This is a genomic window from Natronorubrum halobium (assembly GCF_051351675.1).
GTDB lineage: Archaea > Halobacteriota > Halobacteria > Halobacteriales > Natrialbaceae > Natronorubrum.
In genome coordinates this window covers 3,076,354-3,102,498 of sequence record NZ_CP195595.1, presented here as the reverse complement: position 1 = coordinate 3,102,498, position 26,145 = coordinate 3,076,354, and the positions used below count along the sequence as shown (strand labels likewise).

General features: G+C 62.1%; 23 protein-coding genes, 1 tRNA gene and 3 rRNA genes. 12 read left to right on the top strand and 15 right to left on the bottom strand.

The window, feature by feature from the left end:
- Nucleotides 1-5: 5 nt before the first annotated feature.
- Nucleotides 6-197 carry a hypothetical protein gene (locus ACSFC7_RS15295; RefSeq protein ID WP_436343685.1) on the bottom strand — a complete coding sequence of 64 codons (192 nt, stop codon included), beginning with the start codon at nt 195-197 and terminating at the stop codon, nt 6-8.
- Nucleotides 198-295: 98 nt separating this feature from the next.
- Nucleotides 296-820 carry a hypothetical protein gene (locus ACSFC7_RS15290; RefSeq protein ID WP_436343684.1) on the bottom strand — a complete coding sequence of 175 codons (525 nt, stop codon included), beginning with the start codon at nt 818-820 and terminating at the stop codon, nt 296-298.
- A 142-nt stretch (nt 821-962) separates the two neighbouring features.
- On the opposite strand from ACSFC7_RS15290, the gene ACSFC7_RS15285 reads away from it, so the two are divergent.
- Nucleotides 963-1,802, top strand: a complete 840-nt coding sequence (locus tag ACSFC7_RS15285; RefSeq protein ID WP_436343683.1) for a manganese catalase family protein — start codon at nt 963-965, stop codon at nt 1,800-1,802.
- Between the two features lie 54 nt (nt 1,803-1,856).
- Here the strand turns inward: ACSFC7_RS15285 and ACSFC7_RS15280 are convergent, their stop codons facing one another.
- Entirely contained in the window at nt 1,857-2,477 is a 621-nt protein-coding gene (locus ACSFC7_RS15280; RefSeq protein ID WP_436343682.1) for a hypothetical protein, read from the bottom strand.
- Nucleotides 2,478-2,487: 10 nt separating this feature from the next.
- Nucleotides 2,488-4,773 carry a DUF6789 family protein gene (locus ACSFC7_RS15275; RefSeq protein ID WP_436343681.1) on the bottom strand — a complete coding sequence of 762 codons (2,286 nt, stop codon included), beginning with the start codon at nt 4,771-4,773 and terminating at the stop codon, nt 2,488-2,490.
- Nucleotides 4,774-4,998: 225 nt separating this feature from the next.
- Here ACSFC7_RS15275 and coxB point away from each other — a divergent pair, with 225 nt between their 5' ends.
- Nucleotides 4,999-5,772 carry a cytochrome c oxidase subunit II gene (gene coxB / locus ACSFC7_RS15270; RefSeq protein ID WP_436343680.1) on the top strand — a complete coding sequence of 258 codons (774 nt, stop codon included), beginning with the start codon at nt 4,999-5,001 and terminating at the stop codon, nt 5,770-5,772.
- Between the two features lie 457 nt (nt 5,773-6,229).
- Here the strand turns inward: coxB and ACSFC7_RS15265 are convergent, their stop codons facing one another.
- The 6 genes from ACSFC7_RS15265 to ACSFC7_RS15240 form a co-directional block, all read right to left on the bottom strand.
- A complete protein-coding gene (locus tag ACSFC7_RS15265; RefSeq protein WP_436343679.1) occupies nt 6,230-6,640 on the bottom strand; it encodes a DUF7344 domain-containing protein in 411 nt (136 codons plus the stop codon).
- 199 nt (nt 6,641-6,839) lie between these two features.
- A 5S ribosomal RNA gene (rrf, locus tag ACSFC7_RS15260) occupies nt 6,840-6,961 on the bottom strand.
- Nucleotides 6,962-7,134: 173 nt separating this feature from the next.
- Nucleotides 7,135-10,054: ribosomal RNA gene (locus tag ACSFC7_RS15255) — 23S ribosomal RNA — on the bottom strand.
- Nucleotides 10,055-10,301: 247 nt separating this feature from the next.
- A tRNA-Ala gene (locus ACSFC7_RS15250) sits at nt 10,302-10,373 on the bottom strand.
- A 150-nt stretch (nt 10,374-10,523) separates the two neighbouring features.
- Nucleotides 10,524-11,997 (bottom strand): 16S ribosomal RNA (locus ACSFC7_RS15245).
- The 16S, 23S and 5S rRNA genes sit together here with 1 tRNA gene alongside, the layout of an rRNA operon.
- Before the next feature lie 680 nt (nt 11,998-12,677).
- A complete protein-coding gene (locus tag ACSFC7_RS15240) occupies nt 12,678-13,304 on the bottom strand; it encodes a metal-dependent hydrolase (protein ID WP_436343678.1) in 627 nt (208 codons plus the stop codon).
- A 296-nt stretch (nt 13,305-13,600) separates the two neighbouring features.
- On the opposite strand from ACSFC7_RS15240, the gene ACSFC7_RS15235 reads away from it, so the two are divergent.
- The 4 genes from ACSFC7_RS15235 (at nt 13,601) to ACSFC7_RS15220 (ending at nt 15,987) form a co-directional block, all read left to right on the top strand.
- Nucleotides 13,601-13,822: a hypothetical protein gene (locus ACSFC7_RS15235; protein ID WP_436343677.1), complete on the top strand. Its 222-nt coding sequence runs from the start codon at nt 13,601-13,603 to the stop codon at nt 13,820-13,822.
- Nucleotides 13,823-13,893: 71 nt separating this feature from the next.
- A complete protein-coding gene (gene hisD, locus ACSFC7_RS15230) occupies nt 13,894-15,186 on the top strand; it encodes a histidinol dehydrogenase (RefSeq protein WP_436343676.1) in 1,293 nt (430 codons plus the stop codon).
- A 77-nt stretch (nt 15,187-15,263) separates the two neighbouring features.
- Entirely contained in the window at nt 15,264-15,506 is a 243-nt protein-coding gene (locus ACSFC7_RS15225; protein WP_436343675.1) for a hypothetical protein, read from the top strand.
- Nucleotides 15,507-15,612: 106 nt separating this feature from the next.
- Nucleotides 15,613-15,987: a HesB/IscA family protein gene (locus ACSFC7_RS15220; RefSeq protein ID WP_436343674.1), complete on the top strand. Its 375-nt coding sequence runs from the start codon at nt 15,613-15,615 to the stop codon at nt 15,985-15,987.
- Between the two features lie 160 nt (nt 15,988-16,147).
- On the opposite strand, the gene ACSFC7_RS15215 is transcribed toward ACSFC7_RS15220, so the two are convergent.
- Nucleotides 16,148-16,348 (bottom strand): dodecin, encoded by a 201-nt coding sequence (locus tag ACSFC7_RS15215; RefSeq protein ID WP_006091367.1) that lies wholly within the window; start codon nt 16,346-16,348, stop codon nt 16,148-16,150.
- 283 nt (nt 16,349-16,631) lie between these two features.
- Between ACSFC7_RS15215 and ACSFC7_RS15210 the strand changes: the two genes are divergently transcribed.
- Nucleotides 16,632-17,831, top strand: coding sequence for a pyridoxal-phosphate-dependent aminotransferase family protein (locus ACSFC7_RS15210; protein WP_436343673.1), 1,200 nt, complete (start codon nt 16,632-16,634; stop codon nt 17,829-17,831).
- Nucleotides 17,832-17,860: 29 nt separating this feature from the next.
- Here the strand turns inward: ACSFC7_RS15210 and ACSFC7_RS15205 are convergent, their stop codons facing one another.
- On the bottom strand, nt 17,861-18,166 hold the full coding sequence (locus tag ACSFC7_RS15205; protein WP_436347968.1) for a DUF7116 family protein: 306 nt from the start codon (nt 18,164-18,166) through the stop codon (nt 17,861-17,863).
- Between the two features lie 274 nt (nt 18,167-18,440).
- Nucleotides 18,441-18,680 (bottom strand): DUF5816 domain-containing protein, encoded by a 240-nt coding sequence (locus ACSFC7_RS15200; protein WP_436343672.1) that lies wholly within the window; start codon nt 18,678-18,680, stop codon nt 18,441-18,443.
- Between the two features lie 160 nt (nt 18,681-18,840).
- Here ACSFC7_RS15200 and ACSFC7_RS15195 point away from each other — a divergent pair, with 160 nt between their 5' ends.
- Nucleotides 18,841-19,251 carry a universal stress protein gene (locus tag ACSFC7_RS15195; RefSeq protein WP_436343671.1) on the top strand — a complete coding sequence of 137 codons (411 nt, stop codon included), beginning with the start codon at nt 18,841-18,843 and terminating at the stop codon, nt 19,249-19,251.
- Nucleotides 19,252-19,270: 19 nt separating this feature from the next.
- Here the strand turns inward: ACSFC7_RS15195 and ACSFC7_RS15190 are convergent, their stop codons facing one another.
- Nucleotides 19,271-19,714: a universal stress protein gene (locus ACSFC7_RS15190; protein ID WP_436343670.1), complete on the bottom strand. Its 444-nt coding sequence runs from the start codon at nt 19,712-19,714 to the stop codon at nt 19,271-19,273.
- 137 nt (nt 19,715-19,851) lie between these two features.
- Nucleotides 19,852-20,859 (bottom strand): mechanosensitive ion channel family protein, encoded by a 1,008-nt coding sequence (locus tag ACSFC7_RS15185; protein WP_436343669.1) that lies wholly within the window; start codon nt 20,857-20,859, stop codon nt 19,852-19,854.
- 155 nt (nt 20,860-21,014) lie between these two features.
- Between ACSFC7_RS15185 and trmB the strand changes: the two genes are divergently transcribed.
- The 4 genes from trmB to ACSFC7_RS15165 all read left to right on the top strand — a co-directional run bounded on the left by trmB (nt 21,015) and on the right by ACSFC7_RS15165 (nt 26,144).
- Complete coding sequence (trmB, locus tag ACSFC7_RS15180) at nt 21,015-22,082, top strand: HTH-type sugar sensing transcriptional regulator TrmB (protein WP_436343668.1); 1,068 nt, start codon at nt 21,015-21,017, stop codon at nt 22,080-22,082.
- Nucleotides 22,083-22,553: 471 nt separating this feature from the next.
- Nucleotides 22,554-24,026: an extracellular solute-binding protein gene (locus ACSFC7_RS15175; protein ID WP_436343667.1), complete on the top strand. Its 1,473-nt coding sequence runs from the start codon at nt 22,554-22,556 to the stop codon at nt 24,024-24,026.
- On the top strand, nt 24,016-25,047 hold the full coding sequence (locus ACSFC7_RS15170; protein ID WP_436343666.1) for a carbohydrate ABC transporter permease: 1,032 nt from the start codon (nt 24,016-24,018) through the stop codon (nt 25,045-25,047). The genes ACSFC7_RS15175 and ACSFC7_RS15170 overlap by 11 nt, the downstream gene beginning before the upstream one ends.
- Nucleotides 25,047-26,144: a carbohydrate ABC transporter permease gene (locus ACSFC7_RS15165; RefSeq protein WP_436343665.1), complete on the top strand. Its 1,098-nt coding sequence runs from the start codon at nt 25,047-25,049 to the stop codon at nt 26,142-26,144. The genes ACSFC7_RS15170 and ACSFC7_RS15165 overlap by 1 nt, the downstream gene beginning before the upstream one ends.
- Nucleotide 26,145 lies beyond the last annotated feature (1 nt).

Below are 26,145 nucleotides of genomic sequence, written 5' to 3'. Positions count from 1 at the left end.
CGAACTCACGGGAGGTCGTCACCGGCGTCGAGATCCTCCTCGAGAACGCGCAGTGGCGGGTCCGAACAGTCACAAAACGCCGACTGACCGAGCGGTTTGCGCTGCCCGTCGGGCCAGATCTGGACGATTCCGATCTCGCCGCAGCGCTCGCACTTCGCCGCGGCTCGTCGCTTCTCGCCCTCGTCGTATTCTCCCACTGAACTCACCTCGAACCGGTAGGGCATACCAGCGCCAGCCGGTAAAAACCCGGTGGGTACCCGCGGTCGGCTCCGACGGTTCGCGCCACGGTCGGCGACTACCCGTCGGAAGCGGGCGGATCGTCGGTTCCGGCCTCGAGACCGACGGTGACGTACTTCCGATTCGTCTCGGACGGCGATCCGCGAACCGGGCCGAGCGAGAGCGTGTCACCGGGCTGTAGCGCGTCGTTCGCGTTCTCGGTTTCGAGGCTTCCCTCGTCGACGGTTTTGCGTTCACTCTCGCCTTCCGCCCCCGGTCCATCGCGACCGTCGTCCGCGAACAGCAGCGCCTGGTACGAAGGGGCGTGGTCGTAGGAGATCGCGTACGTTCGATACGCACGCTCGAGCCCCGCCGGCTGCCAGTTTACGGCGTCGTCGATCGTGACCCGACTGTTCGGTATGTACTGATAGGATCGCATCACCCCGCGCTCGAGCGGGCGACTCGAGTCCGTTTCCGGATCGTCGATCCGGGTGTCGCTCGAAGCCGCTCCCGCGCTCGAGGGGCCGAGAACGGCCCCCGTCGTGGCCAGCCCGTATTTGACGAACGTTCGTCGCGACGTCGATCCTGTCGTGTCCTGTTGCATCGTTGATACCGTCTCTGCTTCCGACCATCGGTGGCGGTATAATAATTGGCCATGCTGACACAACGCCGGCGTCGCGCGTCAGCACGACAGTGCATTGGCAAGTAACACCATTATTCTCGTCGCTGTAGCGAGAAAGGCGTGGATGTTCTTCCACGAACCAGAGCTTCAGTACGAAGTTACCGTCGAAAATCCGGACCCGCACTTCGCGAAACTGCTCCAGCAGGCGATCGGGGGACAGGAAGGCGAAATGCGCGTCGCCCTCCAGTACATGTTTCAGGCCTGGGCGCTCCCGGAAGAGTACGAAGCGTTCCGAAATCTGCTGATGGAGACCGCAACCGAGGAACTCGGCCACATCGAAATGCTCGCGTCGGCCGTCACGAAGAACCTGCGCGGCTCGCCGAGGCAGATGGACGAAGACGTCGAGGAGACCGCAGCTACCGCCGCGGCGATGACCGGACAGAACCCCCGCCAATTCCTCTCGGCCGGCCAGTCGGCGATGCCCGTCGACAGCAACGGCGTTCCCTTTACCGGTGGCTACGTCGCCGCGTCGGGCAACCTTGCGGGGGATCTCTACGCGAACGTCATGGCCGAAGCGACCGGACGAACCCTCGCGACCCGCCTCTACGAGTATACCGACGACCCCGGCATGAAGGACATGCTCTCCTATCTCATCGCCCGCGACACGATGCACCAGAACCAGTGGCTCGAGGCCATCGAGGCCCTCGACGACCCGGTTCCGGTCCCCGCGAGTTTCCCGCAGGAAGAGGAGAACCAGGAGTTCAACTACACGTTCATGTCGACCCGGCGCGAGCAACAGCCCGACCCCGGCGCGCCGTGGACGCAGGGTGACTCCCCGGACAGCAAGGGCGAGTTCTCCTACCTGCCCGAACAGCCGGGTGACGGCGAAGTCGTCGCCCCGGAACCCGATCCGAACACCTACAACGATCCGAACGAGTCCAACGATCCCACCCAGGGCCAGTAACACGGCACCGATCTCGCGTACCGATATTTTTCTTGCCGACGGCTCGAATACACCTCAGCGCCCGCGGTCGCGCTGGATCCGCTCCTCGAAACCGGCCATCTTGCGGTAGAGCGGCGGCGTCAACACGCCCGCGATTCCCATCAGAATGGCCACCGAACCGATCGAGAACAGCAACGGCTCGGCCTCGAGACAGGAGTTCAACGACGCGATGCGCACGTAGTACTCGGTCCCGTCCACTTCGACGACGACCCCCTCGAGCAACGCCTCTTCGTTCTCTACCCCCTCGCCGTCGACCGTCGCCTCCTCGAGCGGGCTGTCGATCGCCTCCCGGATCGCCCGCTGTTCGGCCTCGGAGAGATCGTCGTAGGCGAACTCCTCGACGGTTTCGGCCGGTCGTTCGCCGTCCTCGAGCGCCCGTACCTCGATCTCCGGATCGCCACAGAGGCCGAGCGTGTCCTGCACGACGACGTAGCCGCCGACGAGCGCGATCGGGATCCCGGACGCGATCAGGAGCACCCCGAGAAAGGGGGCGGCGTACGTCAGGAGGTACGACTCCTCGGATTCCGTCGGCTCGCCGGTCGCCGGCGGATCTTCGGCTGTATCCGATCCGGTCTCCCGGTCGACGTCAGTCCCGTTATCAGGCCGATCCGATGGGCCGGCGTCGTCACCGCTCATGGTCGATCCCTCACGACTGCTCCTCCGGCGGTGCCGGATGGCGACCGCCCAAATACTCGACTATACCCGCCAGTCCGAGCCCGTAGATCCAGTGCGAGAGCAGGACGAACATGAGGTAGGCCACCAGCTCGAGTCCGGCCTGATCCGTGTGAAACGCGATGGCGAATCCCGTGGAGATGATGGTCGAAAACCACAGTCCCGTGACGAACGAGAGTTCTCCGGGGAGGTACTCGCCGAACGCCAGGAACAGCAGCGGCCAGGTGATCATCCCGCCCGCGAGGAAGACGACGTAGCCGAGCGGAACGCTCGCCGGTAGTCCGACGAGTGTCGCGAGTCCGGCGAACGCCTCGAGGTCGAAGGCGCCCAGCGCGACCGCGACGGCGAGCACCCCCGACATGAGCAGCGTACCGACCAGACCGCCGACGGCTCCCGCCCCTGCGTCGTTAAGGACCGTCCGCGCGACGGGCGCGATCCGCCCGAACAGCGACGGCGGCTTCCCCTCCTGGGCCGGGACGTACGACGGTCGCACTTCGTCGGGTTCGGTCGGCGGGACGCCGCGCTCGCGCTCGAGTTTCCGCTCGAACCACTGCCACTCCGGCGTGAACTGCTCGGTCGACTTCAGATCCCACGGATCGGCGGTCTCGACGGGTTCACCGTGGAAGTACGACCAGATCATGTTGTACAGCCACAGCAGCACGCTGAGTCCGATGACGTACGCGCCGACGGTCGCGACGATGTGTAACGGCTGGAACTCGGTCGGGTACGTCGCGTACCGTCGCGGCTGCTCTAAAAATCCGATCGCCATCAGCGTCATGAACGTGAGCGCGACGCCGGCGACCAACAGCGACGACTGGAACAGCGCCAGCCGCCGGTCGTAGAGGCGACCGGTGATGATCGGATACCAGTAGTAGCTCGCGGCGAACATCATGAGGGGGATGATCCCCATGATGATGAGGTGGAAGTGACCGACGACGTAGTAGGTGCCGTGGTAGATGATGTCGACGGGAATCACGGCGAGGAAGATGCCGGTGACGCCGCCGACGATGAAGAGGCCGATCGAACCGACGCAGAGGATCGTCGGCGCGGCGAGTTTCACGTTCCCGTTCCACATCGTCGTGATCCAATTGAACACCTTGATCGCGCTCGGAACCGCGATAGCGATGGAGGTCGCCATGAAACTCGCCCGAATTCGGGGGTCGACGCCGGTCGTGAACATGTGGTGGGCCCAGACGCTGAACGAGAGGACGCCGATCGCGATCGTCGAGTAGACGATGAACTTGAAGCCGAACAGCTTCCGCCCCACGAACTTCGGCAGGATGAGGCTCATCAGCCCCGTTGCGGGGAGAAAAACGATGTAGACTTCGGGATGGCCCCAGAACCAGAAGAGGTGCTGCCAGAGGATGGGACCCCCGCCGTCGGTCGCGAAGAACGTCGTCCCGAAGTTGCGATCGAACAGCAACATCAGGAGGGCGGTCCCGAGCAGCGGGAACGCGAACAGCGCGATCGCGCTCGTCACGAGCATGTTCCACGAAAAGATGTCGAGGTTCGCCCAGCCGATCGACTCGTCGCGCTCGTAGACGACGGTCGCGATGAAGTTGATCACGGCGATCGTGGTAGCGATGCCACTCAAGTGGAGGCCCAACAGGAGGAAATTTAGCTGCGGATCCGGCGCCGTCGACGACAACGGCGGATACAGGGTCCACCCGACCGCGGGTTCGCGCAACGCGAACAGCGCTGAGAGGAACGATTCGGGTACCACCAGCGCGAGCGTCTTGGCCGTCACCTCGGCGACGATCCCCAGCCGCGACAACAACAGCGCGGGCGGCAGCATCCAGAACCCGACGGCGTTGAGCCGCGGGAACGCCATGTCGTCGGCCCCGAGCAACAGCGGCAGGAAGTAGTTCCCGATCCCGAAGAAGACGGGCGCGACGAAGAAGATGAGCATCGTCACCCCGTGCATCGTGAACAGTTCGTTGTACGTCTGTTCCGTCCAGATATCCGCCGCCGGCGTCAACAGGTGCGTCCGGATCATCATCGCGTCGATCCCGCCCCACAGCGCCGCGACGGTCCCGAACGCGATGTAGAGTAGTCCGATCTCGCGGTGGTTCGTCGTCGTCGTCCAGCGGACGACGGTATCCTTCGCCGCGGCCACCGTGAACTCCCGCTCGTCGACGGTCGCGTACCCGCCGTCCGGCGACGGCTCGGAACGGATCCGCCGCGCGACCAGCAGCATTACGAGACAGCTGAGACAGATTAGCGCGAACAGAGTCACCTCCGTGATCGCCCGACTCGGCATCACTCTTCACCTCCGGTGGCGCCAACCCCGACGCCACGGTCACCGACATACATACGCGATGGCTCCACATCGATACCAATAAGACCAATCCACGATGCGCTGACTGTTACTTACGCTGACAGTGGAACTCGCTCGAGATTCTCTCTTCACAGTCATTCACGATATCGGGATAGTCCGGTCATCGATGAAGGCCGTATAACAAGCCCCTCGTGGAATCAACCCGCAATGAGTCGTCGACGCAGCCGTCTCGCCCTCGCCGCCTTCGCGGGACTGCTCGCGCTCTCGGGATCGGTCGCCGCACAGTCGGAAAACCGCGAACTCATCGACGGCCTCGAGCACCAGCTGCTCTACGTCGCCCTGCCGCTGACCCTGTTCGTGCTCGTGATCCTCGTTTACGCGGCCGTCAAGTTCCACGACAATGACGACCCCCAGCCGACCGCCGAGGACCCCGCCCTCGAGATTACTTGGACCGCCGCGACGGCAGTCATCCTGCTGTTCGTCGGCCTCGCCGGCTACAGCGTTCTCGTCAGCCCGTACGTCTCACCCTCCCAGCCCGCCGACCTCACCGGTGACAGCGAGGCGGCCGACGGGGAGTTCGAGTCGCTCGAGGACCTGCCCGAGACCGACGACGAGGAAGTCGTCGTTCGCGGCTATCAGTGGGAGTGGGAGGCGACCTACCCCGAGGCGAACGTCACGACCGAGAATGAGATCGTCCTTCCGGCCGACGAGGACGTCACCATCTGGCTCACCGCCGACGACGTCATCCACTCACTGTTCGTCCAGGACCTGGGCGTCAAACAGGACGCCTTCCCCGGCGAGTTCACGCGCGCCCGTACCGTCGCCTACGAGACCGGACAGTACGACGCCGTCTGTGCGGAATTCTGTGGCGCCGGCCACTCGCGAATGGACGCCGACGTCGTGGTCGTCGACCGCGAGGTGTACGACGAGTGGCTCGAAGACAACGAAGGCGAACGGGCGACGGCACCGGAGCCTGCGTGAGGCCACCTGCCAGCAGCCGGTTGACGCTACCGATCACTGAAAGGGTTAAACCGCAGACGCACCTAGATCAGGTGCGTGCCTTCAGTCCCCGTCCGAGCAAACCCATTCGGGTGCGATGACAGCACGGCGAACCCGGGCACGCGACAGTGATTCGGTGGGCTTCGCCCACCCGACCGAGGAGCGCGAAGCTCTTCCGCCCGGCACGAGGGTTAGCCAGCCGACGCGGCATGCCGCCACGGGATGAGGCTGGACGTTAGTGTTCCGGGTGACACCGTTTCCAACACAGCACGAGCGACAGCAACGGGTCTCGGACCCCGGAGCCGACCGGACAGTTGTCTGTCGTGACTATTTCGCGATTCAGACGCTGTCAGCAACTCCCCGATCAGATGGCGAGATACCGAAAACAGGGATGCCCGGTTCACTGATCAAACGGTCCTACCACAATACGTGTTGCTTGTCAGTGATCGGTCTTCGACGACTGAGTGATTGGCTCACTGTACAGGAACGATTCCATGGACGAGCCGGTCACTTCGACCTCTTCTTCAGTTGCTCTCGCACGGGTGACCATCGCTCGAATCTCGTCGAACCCGTCCGCGATGACCACGTCTCCGGTTCGACTGTCGTATTCGACGAGCCCGTGGTCTGCGAGTTTCGGGAGATGGCTGTGAATCAGCGACGTCGTTACTGGTTGTTTCTGTTCTTTAGTGATCGCGTCGACCGTTACGTCGTGCTCCCAGGCAGCGATCTGCAAGGTGAGGTTTTCGATATTCGCGTGATCGTTATCCAGAAAGTAGTACAGGACGTATCGACGGCGAGATTCCGATAGCATCCCGTATATCGTATCCAGGGAGAGGTCTGCCGCTGTCATACCATCGGCTTTCTCCCACACCTGAATAAGCCCCGCTCCAAAAATATTTGGTACAGATAAACGAGCGGTTACTGATTCGTGTCGCTTACAGTAACTGTCCTATTTTCGCTGCTCCGAAATGCAAAAAACCCACAGAGCCAGCGCTATGGCTCTGTGGGTAATGTGCGTGGCGATCCCGTGAGGGATCACCGAGTATGAGTGAAGGCGGCGAATCGGATTTCCCAGAGGCTCGCGCACTCCAGTACTCGCCGATACGCAGGTGAGCTTATCTTCCGTGTTCGGGATGGGTACGGGAGGAACCTCACCGCTCTGGCCGCCGTAACGCCGATCAACGGACTCGAACCGTTGTAACACCGGGAGACTCCGTGGAGTCTCCCGCGCCTTGGACGAACGTCCAAGAAACCGTAATCGGTGGTTACTGACCGTGTGTATGTGTAGTCCAGTTTGCGTCCGGACCCGCTCGCCGCGTCACGGATCCAATGCGATGTTGTATGACTATGTGGCTCGATCGGTTAGTGCTCGCGGGCTCAACGCCTCGTTGCCTTGGCGCGTACACCCCGAGTCTATCGAACTCGTCTTCTACGAGTGATCTCAGTGGTATCTCTTTTTCAAGTGGGTTTCGAGCTTAGATGCGTTCAGCTCTTACCCCGTGGTGCGTGGCTGCCCGGCACGTGCTCTTTCGAACAACCGGTACACCAGTGGCACCCATTCGTAGTTCCTCTCGTACTATACGAACGTTCTCGTCAGATACCGTAACACCCCCAATAGATAGCAGCCGACCTGTCTCACGACGGTCTAAACCCAGCTCACGACCTCCTTTAATAGGCGAACAACCTCACCCTTGCCCGCTTCTGCACGGGCAGGATGGAGGGAACCGACATCGAGGTAGCAAGCCACCCGGTCGATATGTGCTCTTGCGGGTGACGACTCTGTTATCCCTAAGGTAGCTTTTCTGTCAGCAATTGGCCGCATCAAGCAGCCTAATTGGTTCGCTAGACCACGCTTTCGCGTCAGCGTCGATCGTTGTGTTCGACACTGTCAGACTTCCTTTTGCTCTTGCGCTCTTCCTCGGGTCTCCGACCCGAGTGAGGAAATCTTGGGGCGCGCTCGATATCTTTTCAAGCGCGTACCGCCCCAGTCAAACTGCCCGGCTACCAGTGTCCTCCGCCAGGAGTGAGAGTCGCAGTCACCATCGGGTAGTATTTCAATGCTGGCTCGGTGGGCCGCTAGCGCGGCTACCTGTGTAATGCCTCCTACCTATGCTGCACAATGGCGACCACGTCTCAGTGACAGCCTGCAGTAAAGCTCTATAGGGTCTTCGCTTCCCCTTGGGGGTCTCCAGACTCCGCACTGGAACGTACAGTTCACCGGGCCCAACGTTGGGACAGTGGCGCTCTCGTTGATCCATTCATGCAAGCCGCTACTAAAGCGGCAAGGTACTACGCTACCTTAAGAGGGTCATAGTTACCCCCGCCGTTAACGGGTCCTTCGTCCCCTTGTAAGGGGTGTTCAGATACCCGCACTGGGCAGGATTCAGTGACCGTACGAGTCCTTGCGGATTTGCGGTCACCTATGTTGTTACTAGACAGTCGGAGCGCCCGAGTCACTGCGACCTGCCTCTTCGCGAGGCAGGCATCCCTTATTGCGAACGTACGGGACTAACTTGCCGAATTCCCTAACGTCGGTTGCTCCCGACAGACCTTGGCTTTCGCCGCCATGAGTACCTGTGTCGGATCTCGGTACGGACTGTGTGCTCGCCTTTTCACGGGCTCTAGGTTGGCCTCTCTTTCGCTATCCAGCCATTCGTTCGCTTCGTGCCATTACGGCTTCCACGAAGTTCGACTGTTCGACCGGGCGAAAGCCCGGCAGAGGCGGCCCCAAAGCGTCGGCTTTGGATGCACACTGGCATAGGAATATTAACCTATTTCCCTGTTGTCAGCTTCGACTTACGGGCTGACTTAGGACCGGCTAACCCTCAGCTGATCAGCATTGCTGAGGAACCCTTACTCATTCGGCCGTCGAGGTTCTCACCCGACTAACGCTGCTACTATGACCAGGATTTTCGTTACTGAACGGTCCACATGATCTCTCGACCATGCTTCCGCCCGAACAGAACGCCAACCTACGGGATCATCCGTTGATGGATGCCGCTAGGTCTCGGTGGTGGACTTGAGCCCCGATCATTTTAAGCGCGCCGAACCTCGGCCGGTAAGCTGTTACGCTTTTCTTAGAGGGTAGCTGCTTCTAAGCTCACCTCCCGGCTGTCTAGGGCTCGGCACCACTTTCGATCGCACTTAGTCCACACTTGGGGACCTTAACCCAGCTCTGGGTTGTCTCCCTCACGGTACACAGGCTTACCCCGCGCACCGGACTCCCTGCGTCAAACGACGTTTGTAGGTTCGGAGTTGGACAGGGGGGCACACTCCTCTCGGAGTGCGATCCCCCAATCCGTCGCTCTACCCCACAAACTATCTCGGCAGAGGTCATGCTTCGACATGTTTCGGTTGGAACCAGCTGTTTCCGGACTCGATGGGCCTTTCACCCCTAGACGTAAGTCACGAGAGGGTATTGTAGGACACCAACTCTAACAGGCCTCCACGCACCTTTCGGCACGCTTCACCTTGCTCACGCCTAGATCGTCCGGTTTCGGGTTGTGCCCGTTTGACTCCCCGCGCTTGAACACGGTGACCCTCGTCATAAGACTGCGGTCATATCGGTTTCCCTACGCCTTCCCGGATAATCCGGTTAGACTCGTCAAACAGGCACACTCCCTGGTTCGTTTTTCAAAACGTACGACAGAACATCGGCTTCCGCTGTGGCTTACTACAGGTTCGCACCTGGTTCATTGTACAGCGGACCTTGTATGCCCTGTCGCTCTATCGCCAACTGATTTCACGCCCTATTGCACCTCCCTTCTGGGGGTACTTTTCAGCGTTCGTTCACACTACTTGTTCGCTATCGGTCTTGAGGAGTGTTTAGTCTTTGCAGTCGATGCCTGCAATATTCACGAGGGATATCCAACCCCCGCTACTCTGGAGCTGACTCGTCTCATACTGATCTACACTACGGGACTGTCACCCTGTCTCGTGCTCTATTCCAAGAGACTTCCTGCAGATGGTCTGAGAGTGATCGTCAGTCCGAACACCACATTGCCCGTGAAGGCTTCGGTTTGGACTGTATCGCGTTCATTCGCCATTACTAACGACATCACATTCGTTTTCTTTTCCTGTCGATACTAAGATGTTTCAATTCTCGACGTTCCCCATTGCGCGAAGCAATTGCGGTGGGGATTCCCATTCGGAGATCCTGAGTTCTTCGCCTCCGTGCGGCTCCCTCAGGCTTATCGCAGCTTGGCACGTCCTTCTTCAGCTCTCAAGCCGAGCGATCCACCAGCTGGCACAGTAGCCACGTTCATCGGATCGGCGTTGCGACAGAGTCGCAACGAATAACGTTACACGGAAGTGTAACGCGAGTGACCCGGGAACGGGTCCAGTGGACGCCTGGACTACACGTACACACGGTCTCATCTGCACGCCGTAGACGCGGCATGCATTAACCCTTCCCAGCCCCGTTTACACGGGCTGGTGCATCGGTTTTCGTTCGGATTAGATCAGAATCGTTTGCCCCACTTAAGGGGCACGATTCGATCCGCACCGAGTGATGGACCCACAGGGATTCGAACCCTGGGCATCCTCCTTGCAAAGGAGGCACTCTACCACTGAGCTATGGGCCCACGTCCACAGATGTGGACACGAGACGACAGTGTTAGCCTTGGTAGTTCTAAGGTGCCCGATCGGCCAGCGGTTGGGTCGATCGAACGTGGAGTGCGTGGCGCGTAGCGCCACGCGAAGGTGGGCCGGGGCGGCGCCCCGGTCCCGGTCTGTGGAGGTGATCCAGCCGCAGATTCCCCTACGGCTACCTTGTTACGACTTAAGCCCCCTTGCGAAGCCCAGATTCGACCTGGGAATCCAGGCCTCATCCGGACCTCACTCGGGTGCTTTGACGGGCGGTGTGTGCAAGGAGCAGGGACGTATTCACCGCGCCCTTCTGAGGCGCGATTACTACCGAATCCAGCTTCATGAGGGCGAGTTTCAGCCCTCAATCCGAACTACGACCACGTTTCGGAGATTAGCGTCCCCTCTCGGGGTTGCATCCCACTGTCGTGGCCATTGTAGCCCGCGTGTCGCCCAGCACATTCGGGGCATACTGACCTACCGTTGCCCGTTCCTTCCTCCAGTTTGGCACTGGCAGTCCTCTTAATGTACCCAGCCACCACAAGGGTGCTGCTGGCAATTAAGGGTGCGGGTCTCGCTCGTTGCCTGACTTAACAGGACGCCTCACGGTACGAGCTGACGGCGGCCATGCACCTCCTCTCAATGGCTCAGGTAAGCTCATCACACTGACCGTCACTGCACATTGTCGATGCTGGTGAGATGTCCGGCGTTGAGTCCAATTAAACCGCAGGCTCCTCCGGTTGTAGTGCTCCCCCGCCAATTCCTTTAAGTTTCATCCTTGCGGACGTACTTCCCAGGCGGTCTGCTTCTCGGCTTCCCTACGACACACCACAGGCTCGTAGCCTGTGGCACATCTAGCAGACATCGTTTACAGCTCGGACTACCCGGGTATCTAATCCGGTTCGTGACCCGAGCTTTCGTCCCTCACCGTCGGATCCGTCTTTCCAGAGCGCTTTCGCCACCGGCGGTCCGTCCAGGATTACAGGATTTCACTCCTACCCCGGACGTACCCTCTGGATCTTCCGGTCCCAAGCCAATCAGTTTCCACCGGACGCCTGCGCGTTAGGCACGCAGATTTCCCGATGGACTTGACTGGCCAGCTACGGACGCTTTAGGCCCAATAATAGCGGTCATCACTCGTGCTGCCGGTATTACCGCGGCGGCTGGCACCGGTCTTGCCCAGCACTTATTCCACTACCACCTTACGGTAGTGAAAAGCGAGGACTATATGCCCTCGCACTCGGAGTCCCCTTATCGCACTGGCGTGCAGTGTAAAGGTTTCGCGCCTGCTGCGCCCCGTAGGGCCCGGTATCTTGTCTCAGATACCGTCTCCGGGCTCTTGCTCTCACAACCCGTACCGATTATCGGCACGGTGGGCCGTTACCCCACCGTCTACCTAATCGGCCGCAGCCACATCCTATGGCGCCGGGGCATTTCGCACTCGAGCCAGTTCCAGGCATCGAGTGGTATTCCAGATTAGCCTCAGTTTCCCGAGGTTATCTGGATCCATAGGGTAGTTTGGCCACGTGTTACTGAGCTATTTGCTACGAGTCTGAACTCGTGCAACTAGCATGGCTAAATCGGACTCCAATAGCAATGACCTCCGGCAGGATCAACCGGAATGCTATCTAACTCCCAACCGTCTGGTTGGGAGGGTTCATTTGGCGGTGAATGTCGTATTCTTGTACACACTCACACATAAATGGGTCCACGTTCGGTGACCACGGACCGACGACCGGTCGAGCGTCACCGAACTACCAAGGCTAACATCAGATCCCATCTGTACGGCGGACCGCAGGGGTAGGATCCTCATTTCCTTCGGACCTATTCGTAGGCCATCCGGGGTACATAACCCCTTCGGACTGCGAGTGATCCGAGACGACGGGACGAATCCAACGTCCCGCCGAACACATCATATCCGAGTTCCCTCATACACTTAAGGGCATCGGATCGAAACCACCGCCGGAAACCGCATCCGGAAGGGGTTTTCGCGTACTCTACAGTAGGAGTCCTCAGTATATAAGGACATCGTACTGGAACGCCGATTCGTCGACGTCAGTCGCGTGCGATCCGAGTGCCCGTACTGAAGCCGGTCGGTTGGACCGACGGGCTACGACGAGAGACGGATACAGTACCTACCTCCGTGCCGGGAAACGGCCGGGGGGAACGTAGCGAGATGTGCCACGTCGTTCGCATTACAATCGAGGTCCGGGTTCGTACATAAGGCCGTCGTCTCGAGGGACGTCTGGCCCACGTTACTCCGTCTCGTCATCCGTTCGAGACGAGCGAACCGGATCCGTCGGTTACCGCCGTTCCGAGGGCCGTTCCGACGACTGTTCGATTCCGGCGAGGCCGAAGAGGAGTCGCTTGCAGCCGAGCAGCAGCTCTCGAAGGACGGGTGCCCCGTCGAAAAGCCAGATGAGGGCCGCAAATGCAGTCAGCCCGAGTTGGATCCAGACGTACGTCGAGAGGTCGCCCGCGAGGAGTTCGTGCTGATACCGGGTGAAAAACTCCAGAAACTGATCGACGAACCCCTGGCCGTGATCGTGGGGGTTGACGGTCTCGAGCGGCCAGAGCATCAACGCCGGCTGAAAGACGTCTTCGCGTACGTACGCGTCAACCACGTCGGACGGTAGGTGCAACAGGTAGCCGAGACCGAACGCGACACCGGTACGCGGCCGTCCCACCGAGCGAGCGACGACGCCGACGACGATCGACAGCGGAACGACGAAGAAGATCGAGTGACCGAGCGCGTAGCCGGCGTCGAAGACGCCGTACTCCCACGCCAGCGGCTTGTCGATGATGTCCGGAAGGACGGACGCGAAGACGACCGTGAACGCGTCGAGCCCACCGGGCGAGTCCCGAAAGATCACGTGACAAAACAGCGAATAGACGATATAACCCACGATCGCGTGCTCCCATGGCCACATAGTCCGGACGTCCGGTGGGCAGTGAATAGTTATGCAGCGCTTGTCGTCGATCCCGTCGGGTGATCGCCCGGCGCGTGGACTGTCCTCGAGCGCCACCTGTGGATGGAGGCGATGCGAACGATCGGCCGGTGGTATCACGCGGCGTATCGAAGCGAGAACGATCCGGAGCGGTAGCGAGCGCTTACCTGCCGTCGCCGGCGTCGTAATACGAGTGTTACGTCGGTTTCGATCGACGCACACCGTTTCGAACGGGACACGATCGATACGATTTAGCGGCGAGCGTCGAATACGCAGGTATGGATCGAGAGGGGTTCGTCAAACTCGCAGTCATCGGGATCGGACTCGTGGTGCTGAGCTTCTTCGTTCGCGGGTTCAGCCAGCTCGCCCTGGGTCGAGACGTTGCAGAACTGCTGCAGGCACCGTTCGCAGTCGCCGGGTTCTGTATCGTCGTCTATCTGTTCATCAGAGCGACGCTCGATCTGGTTGGTATCTGGGAAGTCGAGAATAGCGACGCGTAACGCCGGGTACGTGGGACCGTCGTCGAACTCGGAAGGAAACCGTTTTTCGCACACCGGACGAACGCGAGGGTATGACAGTGACTGTGCGGCTACTCGCCGACCTCGGACCGGCCGACCGCGCCGCCTTCTTCGATCGGGACGCCGGCATCGAGGCGGTCAGCGGAGACGTAGCGGAGATCGTCGACCGCGTGCGCGAGGAGGGTGACGTCGCCGTCCGCGAGTTTACGAGCGAGTTCGACGGTATCGAACTCGGAAACATCGACATCACTGATACGTGCGAGCGCGCGTACGACGACCTCGAGGACGACCTCCGAGAGGCGATCGAAACGGCCGCGACGAACGTCAGGGAGTTCCACGAGGCACAACTCCCCGAAGACTGGCGCGACGAGTTCGGACCCGGACGGGAACTCGGGCGTCGGTTCCGCCCCATCGATCGCGTCGGCGTCTACGTTCCCGGCGGCTCGGCCGCCTATCCCTCGAGTGCGATCATGGGTATCGTGCCGGCCGTCGTCGCGGGCGTCGATCACGTGTCGGTCGTGACGCCCCCGGCCGACGAGATAAACCCGGCCACGCTGGGTGCGATCCACGCTGCGGGTGCCGACGCGGTCTACAGCGTCGGCGGCGCGCAGGCGATCGCCGGACTCGCCTACGGGACCGAGACGATCACGCGCGTCCAGAAGATCGTCGGTCCCGGAAACAAGTGGGTCACGGCGGCGAAGGCTACCGTTCGCGGTGACGTCGAGATCGACTTCCTCGCGGGACCGAGCGAGGTCGTCGTCGTCGCGGACGAGACGGCGGACCCCGAACTCGTCGCGGCGGAGCTAATCGCGCAGGCGGAACACGATCCGAACGCCTCGGTCGTCGCCGTCACGGCGGACGAAGACACTGCCGAGGCGATCACCACCGCAGTCGACGAGCAAGCCGACGCCCGCGAGCGTGAGGACGTAATCCGTAGTGCGCTCGAGAACGACGCGAGCGGCGTGCTCCTGGCCCGATCGATGAGCGAGGCGATCCTCTTCGCCGAGGAGTACGCGCCCGAGCACCTCTCGATCGTCGCCGAGGACGACGAAGCGCTCCTCGAGCGTATCGACAGCGCGGGGAGCGTCTTCCTGGGGCCGAACACACCGGTCGCTGCGGGCGATTACGCCAGCGGGACGAACCACGTGTTACCGACCAACGGGGGCGCGCGCGTGACCGGCGGGCTCTCGGTCGAGACCTTCCTGCGATCGACGACGGTCCAGCGCCTCTCCGGCGAGGGACTGGCCGACATCGGCGAGACGATCGCGACGCTCGCGGACGCCGAGGGACTCGAGGCCCACGCCGCGAGCGTTCGCCGACGACTCGAGAACCCGGACGACACGTAACGCGACCCGTACCTGGGGCCGATACTCAGGGAATCTACAACCTAGTTTTACGGCACTCGACGTAGTAGGGAAGAGAAATGCCACGGCGCGAGCGCGAGAGTGAGCCAGTGGTTGATCCGACCGATAGGCGCATCCTCGAGCGAAACTACGATTACGCACAGAAGAACGTGCGACTCCTCTCGATGTGGTACGAGTGTGAGCCAAAGCGGATGCTCAAGTTGCTCGCAAAGTACGATATCGAACTGTCGCGAAACGACAAACGACAGTTCGGAACGTACTACCAGTCGGTACAGCGGCGGGCGAACGCGTACGGCGAGTGACGACCCGACGGTCGCGCCGTAAAACGGGTCGTGAGCGTGGGGCCGGTGAGTCACTGGGGTGACCGATGGCGTCACAGTTAACACCGTCGCGACAGAAGGGATACGTATGAGCACGGACAGCGTAGATGGTGGCGACGCGGAGACACGCCCGCAGATCGAAGTGACCGAAGAAGCGGCCGAGCAGGCACTCGACTTGCTCGAGAGCGAAGGACTCGACGCCGGCGAAGCGGGGCTTCGACTCTTCGTGCAACAGGGTGGCTGTGCGGGATTGTCCTACGGTATGCGCTTCGACGACGCACCGGACGGCGACGATACGATCTACAACCACCACGAGCTGCGCGTCTTCGTCGACCCGGCCAGCCTGAAGTACATCGAGGGCAGCATCCTCGACTACGAGAGCGGACTGCAGGCGGAAGGGTTCCACGTGGAGAATCCGAATGTCGTCAGCGAGTGTGGCTGTGGCGAATCGTTCCGGACGTAACTCCCGCTCTCGTCACCAGTAGCCGTCCGTTCTATCGATTCTTTCGCACACGAGCGTCCGTAGCGGCGTATTCGCCGTAGCGACTGTGCCGTGTCCGTCCCGACCGCGACAGACTCGAGTCAGGAGCACGTCCTGGTATCGGACGAACCCGAGGTGCCACTCAGTCCTCGAGCTGGAAGGCGACGGTGACTTCCGCCTGATACTCCCGGTCGTCGGCGCTCGCGACCTCGACGCCCAGTTCGTCGACTTCGATCCAGTGGACGTTCTCGAGGGTCGCCTCGGCGCGGTCGATCGCATCGTCGGCCGCGGCGTCGAAGCTCTCCGAACTCGTTCCGATCAGGGTGATCTTCTTGAAGACCATTGCCCGAGGAGCTACACCCCGTGACCTCTTCAATGTATGGCTAGTGATAGCAATTAGCACTGTTTTTGATACGAACTGCGGCGAAACGAGCGGCCGAAGCCGGGGAGCGGACGGAAGATCGAATCGATCGCTCCTCGAGGAACTCGAGCCGGAACGCGATGCAGTCGCACGAGCCGCGAGACGCTACTCGCCGACGTCGACCGGCAGCGACGGAAGCCGTGCGTGACAGGAGCACCGTGCCGATGCGTGAACGTTTTTGAGGGTTCCGGTCCCACTCTGTTCCATGTCAGATGCAGACGGTTCGATCGACGTGTCGGAAATCGACGAACTGACGCCGCCGAATCGGACGCTGATGGGGCCCGGACCGAGCGACGTCAACCCCCGCGTGCTGCGAGCGATGACCACGCCCCTCGTGGGCCACCTCGATCCGTCGTTCGTCGAGATCATGAACGAGGTTCAGGAGCTGCTGCGCTACACGTTCCGGACCGACAACCAGTGGACGATTCCGGTGTCGGGCACCGGCTCTGCGGCCATGGAGGCCGCGATCGGGAACGTCGTCGAGCCGGGCGACACCATGCTCGTCCCGACGAACGGCTACTTCGGCGGGCGGATGGCCTCGATGGCGCGCCGGGCCGGCGGCGAGGTCGTCGAAGTCGACGCGCCGTGGGGCGAACCGCTCGAGTCGACCGACGTCTCCGACGCGCTCGCCGAACACGATCCCGACGTCTTCGGGTTCATCCACGCGGAGACGAGCACAGGGGTCCTCCAGCCGGACGTCCCCGAACTCACGGCGGCGGCCCACGACCACGACGCGCTCGTCATCGCCGACACCGTCACCTCGATCGGCGGGGTCGAGTTGCGCGTCGACGAGTGGGATATCGACGTCGCTTACGCCGGCCCACAGAAGTGTCTCTCCTGTCCGCCGGGTGCGAGCCCGCTCACGCTCTCGGACACCGCGATGGAGAAGGTCCTCTCGCGGGAGGAAGAGCCGCGCTCGTGGTATCTCGACCTCTCCCTGCTCGAGGGGTACTGGGGCGACGATCGATCCTACCACCACACCGCGCCGATCACGAACGTTTACGCGATTCGAGAGGCGCTGCGACTGGTCGCCGAGGAAGGCATCGAGGAGCGCTGGGACCGCCACGAGCGACTCGCTGGCGCGCTGAAAGCCGGCATGGAGGGGATGGGCCTCGAGATGAACGCCCCCGACGAGTACTGGCTCCCCAGCCTCAACGCCGTCCGCGTCCCCGACGGGATCGACGACGGCGAGGTCTGTGCCGAACTGCTCGAGCGCTACGACCTCGAGGTCGCGAGCGGACTGGGCGATCTGGAGGGCGAGATCTTCCGAATCGGCTGTATGGGCTACTCCGCCCGTCCGGAGAACGTGATTTACGTGGTGACGGCGCTGGGTGACGTGCTCGAATCGATGGGTGCGGACGTCGATCCCGGCGCCGGCGTGTCGGCGACTCGAGACGCGCTATAAAAAAGAACGGAACGGCTTCTTTTCGCTCGTTACGCCGAAACTCGTGGTCCTGGCGGGGCGCGTTCGACCTGATAGTCGTCCCCGTCGACGACGATGATGGCCCACTCGTAGTCCGGATCCACGCTGTTGAGCTTGTTTTCGATTTCGTCGGCGTCCTCGGGTTGGGCGACGAAACAGTGGAACTGTCCCGATTGGGACGGCAACTCTCCTGTCTCGAGGACGGTGTTTACCTGAACGGCCTTCCACTCGCGTTCGGCGCGGAACGTCGGGCCGTTGCCTTCGACGGTGTACCCAAGCTCTGCGAAGATCGACCTGGCCTGCTCGACGAGTCGCATGTTAACAGGACCCATTCAGATTCACATACTACGCCATCCGTCATAAATGTTGGTGCGTCACAAGAAGTCGGCACATCTTTCCAATAAGCTGAACTTATTCCGCGAGGAGACGATACAATGTTTCATCGAACCGGCTGTTTAGTTGACGGAAATCGCCTGTTACTGGGGATACACGATGGTTTGCTGGCCCGCGCGTGAACGCGGTGAAACGCTCGAAACGGGCGTCTGACCCGGCGAATCTCGATGCAGGCGTCGGGTCCGGTATCGATGGCCGTCACTCGTGGGCGGCGTCCCACTCGGTCGGCTTCCGGAAGTTCCCGCACTGGTTGCACTTGATGCGCCCCATCGAATCCATCGCGTTGTCGAAGCTCTCGCAGTTCGCACAGAACCAGCCGTAGCGGCGGTCAGCGTCTCGAGACTCGTACGCGACGAGAAACGGCCCCTTCGAGCCTCTGTCGCCGTCCGTCTCCGAAACGTAGACGGTCGACCCGTCGTCGGTGGACAGTGTTTGCATACACGCGTGTACCCGCGCACGTGGTAAATGGCTGTCTGTCCGCTCTGGTGGCCACGAGGGACGTCCGCGCGATCGATCACGATCGTGCCGTGGCATGTGTTCACAGCGGTGACTGTCCTAACTGAAAGGTTTACCCGGCAGGGAATCGTTCGTTCGAGCAATGTCGCTGGTCGTGGTTCCCGTTCGGTATCCGTTGTCGAAGCACTCGCGTCGAACGCTCGAGCGCGCGATCGAGGTCGCTCGCGAGCGTGACGCGTCGTTGACGGTCTTGCACGTCGATCTCTACCAGAACGGGAAGAAAGTGACGCGAATCGACCTGAAAACCGCCGTGGAGAACGTGTTCGGACGGCTCGAGAACGTTCGATACGTCGTGCGGACCGGATTCCTGGTCGAGGAGAGCATCCTCGACGAAGTGGCGGCGGAAGACGCCGACGCTGTCGTCATCGGCAGTCAGCAGGCGAGCCGATTACGCCGGATCTTCCAGCGGTTCACCGACAATCCGAACATCGATCGGTACCTCCGGACCCACCTCGACTGCGAGGTCATCACGGTCGAGAGCGCGACGGCCTGAAACCGAGAGCAACCAGGGCTTACGCGGTTCGACCGGCATCCCGCACTACGAACACCGGAATCGAGGCGTTGTCGACCACCCGCTCCGAGACGCTGCCGAGCGAGGTGACTTTCTCTCGGGCGCTCTTCCCGCGCGTTCCGATCACGATCAGATCGATCCCGCGCTCGTCGGCGTACTCGAGAATCGTCTTCGACGGCGTTCCCTTCCTGACGTCGCCCGCGGTCTCGAGGTCGCGCTCCGACGCCCGGTCAGTGACGGTGGCGACGGCGTCTCGGCCCTCCTCCTCGAGTGACTGCTCGAGGTCGGGTCCGGTCTCGTCGCTGGCCGCGGCGGTGATCCGGCTGTCGACGACGTAGAGCCCGTGTACCGTCGCGTCGTTGTCCTCGGCGATGGGTAAGGCGTGAGCCAACGTTTCGTCGATCGTCTCGCTCCCGTCCGTCGGAATGAGGATGTCGTCGTACATCTGTCCCTAGCGTTCGACTTGGCGAGGAATTCAGATAAAGGATCCCCACGATTTCGGGCAGTGGGAGGACGAACGGCTTCGGACCGGCGACGAGCGGCGACGGCCGATCCGACGGGGCGGCGAGCGAAAAACGGTCGTTACTGGTCGGTCTCGTCCCCGCCGTCGGCCTCGGCCGCTTCGCCGGGTCGGTCCGCCGGTTCGGCGGTCGACTCGAACCGATCGGAGTCGGGACCGTCGACGGCCATGCGGCCGACACCGCTGTGTTCGTCGAAGACGTGGTGTCGGTGCGGGTACGCGAACTCGACGTCCATGTCGGCGAACCGCTCGGTGACCGCCGCCTGGACGTCCGACTGGGCGACGCTCTGCTTGTAGGGATGTTGAACCCAGAAGCGCAGTTCGAGCGCGACGCCGTCGTCGGCGTACTCCTTGATCGTACAGAGCGGTGCGGCACCGTACCGCGCACTGCCGATCCGGATATCCGGCCCGCCGGAGATGACGGTGTCGACGGTGCGAGCGGCCCGCTCGGCCTGCCGTCGCGCGGCCTCGAGGTCGCTCTCGTACGTGATCTCGAACTCGACGGAGATCCGCGTGCGCTCGTCCTCCGCGGAGTAGTTGATCACGTCCCGCTCCTGAATCGCGGAGTTCGGGATCACGATGAACGTGTTCTGGAGGGTGAAGATCTTCGTGTACCGGATCGTGATGTCTTCGACGAACCCCTTGTGGCCCTCGTCGGCGATTTCGATCATGTCGCCGATCTCGTAGGGACGGTCGGCGAGGACGAAGAATCCGTTGATCAGACTCCCCACGAGCGGTGCGAGGACGACCGCGATCACGGCCGAGATGACGGTCACCTGCAGGAGGATTTGGCCGCCGCCGAGACCGAGGATGTTGAGGACGACGAGCCCCGTTATCACCAGAACGGAGACTCTGACGCCTCGCAGGACGGTTCGGGTGACGCTCGGGCGTTCGATCCGGCGAGCGACGGTGCGGCCGGCGACCCGAACGACGAGCTTCGAGAGGTACCAGCCGATGACCAACACGAGACCCGCGAGGACGAGCTGGACGACCGTCTCCGGAATACCGAACGGGAGGATGCTCTGGACCTCCTCGGTCGCCGCGCTCTCGTTTTGCAACACCTCGCGCATGGCAACACACTCAGTCGCGGAGTGGTTAAGGGTTCTGACCTTCACACACGTCGTGAGAGACGGTAGCTCGCCGCAGCTAAAACAACCCAATTTCGAAAATAGGTGCTACTCAGAATATAATAAATCATTTAGTCGTCGGGAGCATACGAGCGGGTATGGCACCAGACGAACTTCGCTCGACCGTCGAGCAGGTCGGCGACCGGTTCAATCTCGGCGAGTACGAGATCGACGCCTATCTGACCGTCCTCGAGCAGGGACAGCTCACGGCCAGCGAGATCGCCGATCGAACCGACATCCCACAGCCCCGCGTCTACGACACCGTGCGCAGTTTGAGCGACCGCGGGCTGGTCGAACTGCGCGAATCGCGACCGATGAAGGTCGTCGCGATCGATCCGGGCGAGGCCTTCGAGAACGTCCAGCACTCCTTAGAGGCGATGATCGACGAACTCGAGGCCCGCTACACGGCCCCCGCTCGCGACACGGAGGCCGTTTCCCTCGTGAAATCCCGGTCGACGATCCTCCGGTATCTCGAGGAGGTCATCGCCGACGCCGACTACGAACTCTCCCTCTCGCTGACGCCGGACCTGCTGACGCGGTTCGAAGACGACCTGAAGGAGGCCGTCACGGAGGGCGTCAGCGTGGATCTGATCGTCACGCCGGGACGAGAGGCGCCCGATCCGGACGAGTTCGACTATCTCGAGATCGCGACGACGGCTCGAGCGCGACGCGGGATCACGACTCCGGTCGTCGCCGTCGCGGACGGCAACTACTCGATGTACGCGACGCAGGACGCGCTTCGCGACGATCAGGACCGGTACGGCGTCATCTTCAACCGCTCGGCGCTCGGCTTCCTGGTCTCGGGCTTCTTCGGAACCGTCCTCTGGACCACCGCCGAACGGACCCTCGGCGAGGACGGGACCGCGCGACGCTACCCTCGCAAGTACGCCTCGATCCGGCGCTGCGTCAAGGACGTCATCGACGAGGGCGGCGAGTTCTACGCGACGATCGAGGGGCGGGACGTCGAAGTCGGCGGCCAGCGCATCGTCCGCGGACGGATCCTCGACGTCTCGTTCGAGGTCAGCGAGGAAGTCGCCGCACTCACCCTCGAGAACGAGTCGGGCGAAGAGGTCACCGTCGGTGGCCGCGTCGCCGCCCTGGAGGACGTCGAAGCCCACGAGATCCACATCGGCCGCAACGAACCGCCGGCGATCGAAAACGAGTGATCGGCTGCGCCCGATTCGGGCCGTATCGCCGACTGTCGTTGGCTGTAGACCGGTGTGAGTGCCAGAAATCTGTTGCTGACGGAAAGAGGGCCGGTTTTTCGGTAGTATCGTCGGTGTACAATCGTCGGATACCGGATTCTCGGTGGCGTAGACGGGGCGATCAGTTCGAGCTTCGACTGCGAACGGTGTCGTCATCGCCTGTCCGGCGAAGAACGTCGGGTTTCTGTCCGTCGGGCGGTCACCGGCATTCATCGAACTACCGTATTGGTCGTTCGCCGGCGCCTGCCGACCGTCGATCGCCAATGACTGATTGGCTGGGCACCGACGCCGACGGGAACACGAGCCAGAAATGGTGACATTCCGTTGCCAGTAGCAAGGAGATCGTAACCGAAACGAGATCGCGACACTCACGGTTTATTACACCATTTATTGCCAATATATAAGTCCCATAGCGTGGACGGATCACTGGTCATGGGACGCGATACTGCCGGTCGATCAGATCGTTCCCGCCTGAGACGTCGGTCGTTTCTGAAGGCCGCGTCAGTAACGAGTGCGACCGGGGCGGTTGCCATCGCCGGCTGCCTCGGTGGGGCTCGCGAGCCGGGGACCGTGGTGATGACCGCCGCCACGGACGTGGAGGGGATCATGCACAGTGACGGAGACGAACCCTCGATCCAGCAGGCGCTCTGGGACGCCGGACTGGACGAGGACATCCGGGTCGAGATTCAGACGGTCGTCAGCGACTCCAATCAGCGGATGCAGAGCGCACAATCCGCGCTCCAAGCGGGTCGTGCCCCGCCCGACATCCACATGATGGACAGCGGCTGGACGATTCCGTTCATCCTCCGGGAGCAGACGACCAATCTGAGCGAACACCTCTCGGACGACGTTTTGGACCGCGTCGAGAACGACTACCTCGAGGCGATCGTCGAAACGGCCCGGCATCCGGAGACGGACGATCTTCACGGCCTTCCGCTGTTTCCCGACCTCGGGTTCATGGTGTACCGCCAGGACTACATCGAGGACGCGGGACACGACACGGAAGACTGGGCGGAGGAACCGCCCTCGTGGGAGGAGTTCTCGACGGCCGTCAGCGACGCGATGTCCGAGGCCGACGTCGAATACGGCTTCACGACGCAGGCGGCCGCCTACGAGGGACTGGCCTGTTGTTCGTTCAACGAGGTGATGACGTCCTGGGGCGGCGCGTACTTCGGCGGCGTAGAGAACCTGTTCACCGCGGGGGACCGTCCGATCACCGTCGACGACGAGAACGTCGTAGACGCGATTCGGATGCTGCGAACGTTCATCAACGAGGACGATTCGAACGCGCTCGACGAGTACGACGAAATCTGCCCGTCCTCGATCGTCCAGTGGACCGAACAGGAGTCGCTCAACCCCTTCTCGGCGGGCGACGCGGTCGCCCACCGAAACTGGTCGTTCGTGATGGCCGAAACGGGGGGAGAAGACGCGTTCGGTGAAGACCTCGGCGTGACGACGATGCCCACCGCAGTCTCGGAAGACGAAGCGGAAAACGAGGGCGTCGGCGGCACGACCTCGGCGCTCGGCGGCTGGAACCTCGTCGTGAGTCCGTACACGGACCGCCGCGAGGAAGCCCTGCAGGTCCTCGAGGCCTTCGCGAGCGAGGAAGTCATGCTCACGATCCTCGAGCTCGCGGGGTTCCTGCCGCCGGTCATCGAGTTGGTGACGGAGGCCGAGGAAGACGAGATCGGGCCGATCGCCCGGTACACCGATCAGGTCGAACGGGCCAGTGAGAACGCGATTCCGCGTCCAGTGACGGACGTCTGGCCCGAGCAATCGGCGCTGATCTATCAGGAGGTGAACGCGGCGTTACGCGGTGAGAAAGCACCGGACGTGGCGATGAGCGATCTCAGTGAACGCCTCGAAGGCAGCGAAACGGAGGTGGCACAGCAGAATGGCGACTGATACGGACGTACTGACCGGCGGCGAAGCTGGAACCGAGCGCGAGCGGACCGGGAACTCGGTCGTCAACTGGATGGAGAACCTGAGCGAGGCCGCGTACGCCTACTTGCTGTTACTCCCTGCGTTCGCGTTGCTGACGTTGATCGCGTTCTATCCGCTCATCTCGACGTTCATCACGTCGCTGCGCGAGGATCAGACGAGAGGCGCCGAGCCGCTCGGCGGATTCGTCGGCGTCGACAACTACGTCGACATCGTCACCGGGAACGCACGGCTCGCGAGGCAGTTCCTCGACGTCTCGCTGTCGGGGTCGTTCCCGTTCGTCGACTTCGGAGCGCCGTTCTTCCAGCAGGCGCTGCTCGTCACGTTCGCGTTCGCAGTCATCAGCGTCGTCCTCGAGACGATCATCGGCTTCGGGCAGGCGTACGTCCTCGACCAGGAGTTCAGGGGCCGACGCTGGGTTCGCGTCGCGATCATCCTGCCCTGGGCCGTTCCCATCGTCATCCAGGGGATGATCTTCTTCCTGATGTTCCAGCCCGAAGTCGGCTTCGGGACCGACCTCATGCAGTGGTTCGGGGTCTTCAGCGATAGTCCGCTCGCGAATAGTCGGGACTCGTTCATCATCATCCTCGTGGCCGACATCTGGAAGTCCTCGGCGTTCATGGCATTGCTGATCCTGGCCGGACTCCAGAGCGTCGATCGGAGCCTCTACGACGTCGCCCGCGTCGCCGGGGCGTCGCCGTGGCAGCGGTTCAGGATGATCACGCTCCCGCTCGTGATGCCGGCCCTGCTGGTCGCGATGTTGTTCCGGACGATGGACGCGATGCGCGTCTACGGACTGATCGAATCGACAGCCGGCTGTACCACCGTGCCGTCGCTGACGTGTCTCGTCGTCGAGGCTATGTTCGGCGGGACCCGCATCTACGCGACCGCGGCCGCCGTCGCGTTCGCGACCGCACTGGTCATCGGCCTGATCATCTCGGTGTACGTGGTGTTCTTCCGCGACACCGAGGGGGGACTGTACTGATGACGGACACTCGACACAACGCTGATACGGACCGCACAGCCGAGACGGACGATCGAGCAGCAGTGACCGATTCGCGGGCCGCTCGCCTCCGCTCCGACGGCGGCGAGCCGAGCGATGCGACGCGATCCTCGTCGGCGTCTCGCGCCGACGGCGGTGGGACGGCCATCCTCGAAGACGGCCGGGAGGCGGAACTCGACCGCGGTCCGTTCCAGCAGTGGGCCGCGAACTCGATCGAGAACCCCGAACGCGTCTACCGGGGGATGTTCTACGTCGCGGCGATCTTCTTCCTCTTTACGACGTTGTTCCCGTTCTACTGGCTGCTCATGGTCGCGTTGACGCCGGAAGGGCAGCTTCAGGATATCATCTTTACGCCGAACGGGTTCAATCCCGGAGCGTTCGTCGAGGTGTTCCAGACGATCCCGTTCCACTGGTACGTCTTCAACAGCTTCGTGATCGCGACGGCCTCGACGATCCTCGTCCTGGTCATCGGAAGCCTCGCCGGCTACGCCTTCGGGAGACTCGAGTTCCCGGGCAAAACGCCCCTGCTACTGCTCGTGCTGGTGATCTCCTTCTTCCCACCGGCCGCCTTCTTCATCCCGTTGAACGACCTGTTCAACACGAGCTTCTTCATCCTCGAGCCGATCACCGGGGACGGCACGCTCTACAACACGCCGGGCGCGATGGTGTTGCCGCTGTCGGCCATCTTCATGCCGCTGGCGATCTTCATCCTGACGACGTTCTACGCGCAGATTCCGGACGGGTTAGAGGACGCGGCCCGCGTCGAAGGGACGACCCGACTCGGCGCGCTGTTCCGGGTCATCATCCCGCTGTCGGCACCCGGCGTCGCGACCGCGGGCGTGTTGACCTTCATCGCGGTCTACAACGAGTTCTTCTTCTCGTTCCTGATGACCGACGGCCAGCCCCAGAACTGGGCCCCGATCCTCGAGGGCATTCTCGCCTATCAGGGACAGTACGAAGTGATGTACCACCTCATGGCGGCTGCGAGCATCATCGGGGTCATCCCCGTCGCGATCCTCGTGGTCGTCGCCCAGGAAAAGATCGTCAGCGGACTCACCGCAGGAGCACTCAAAGAGTAAC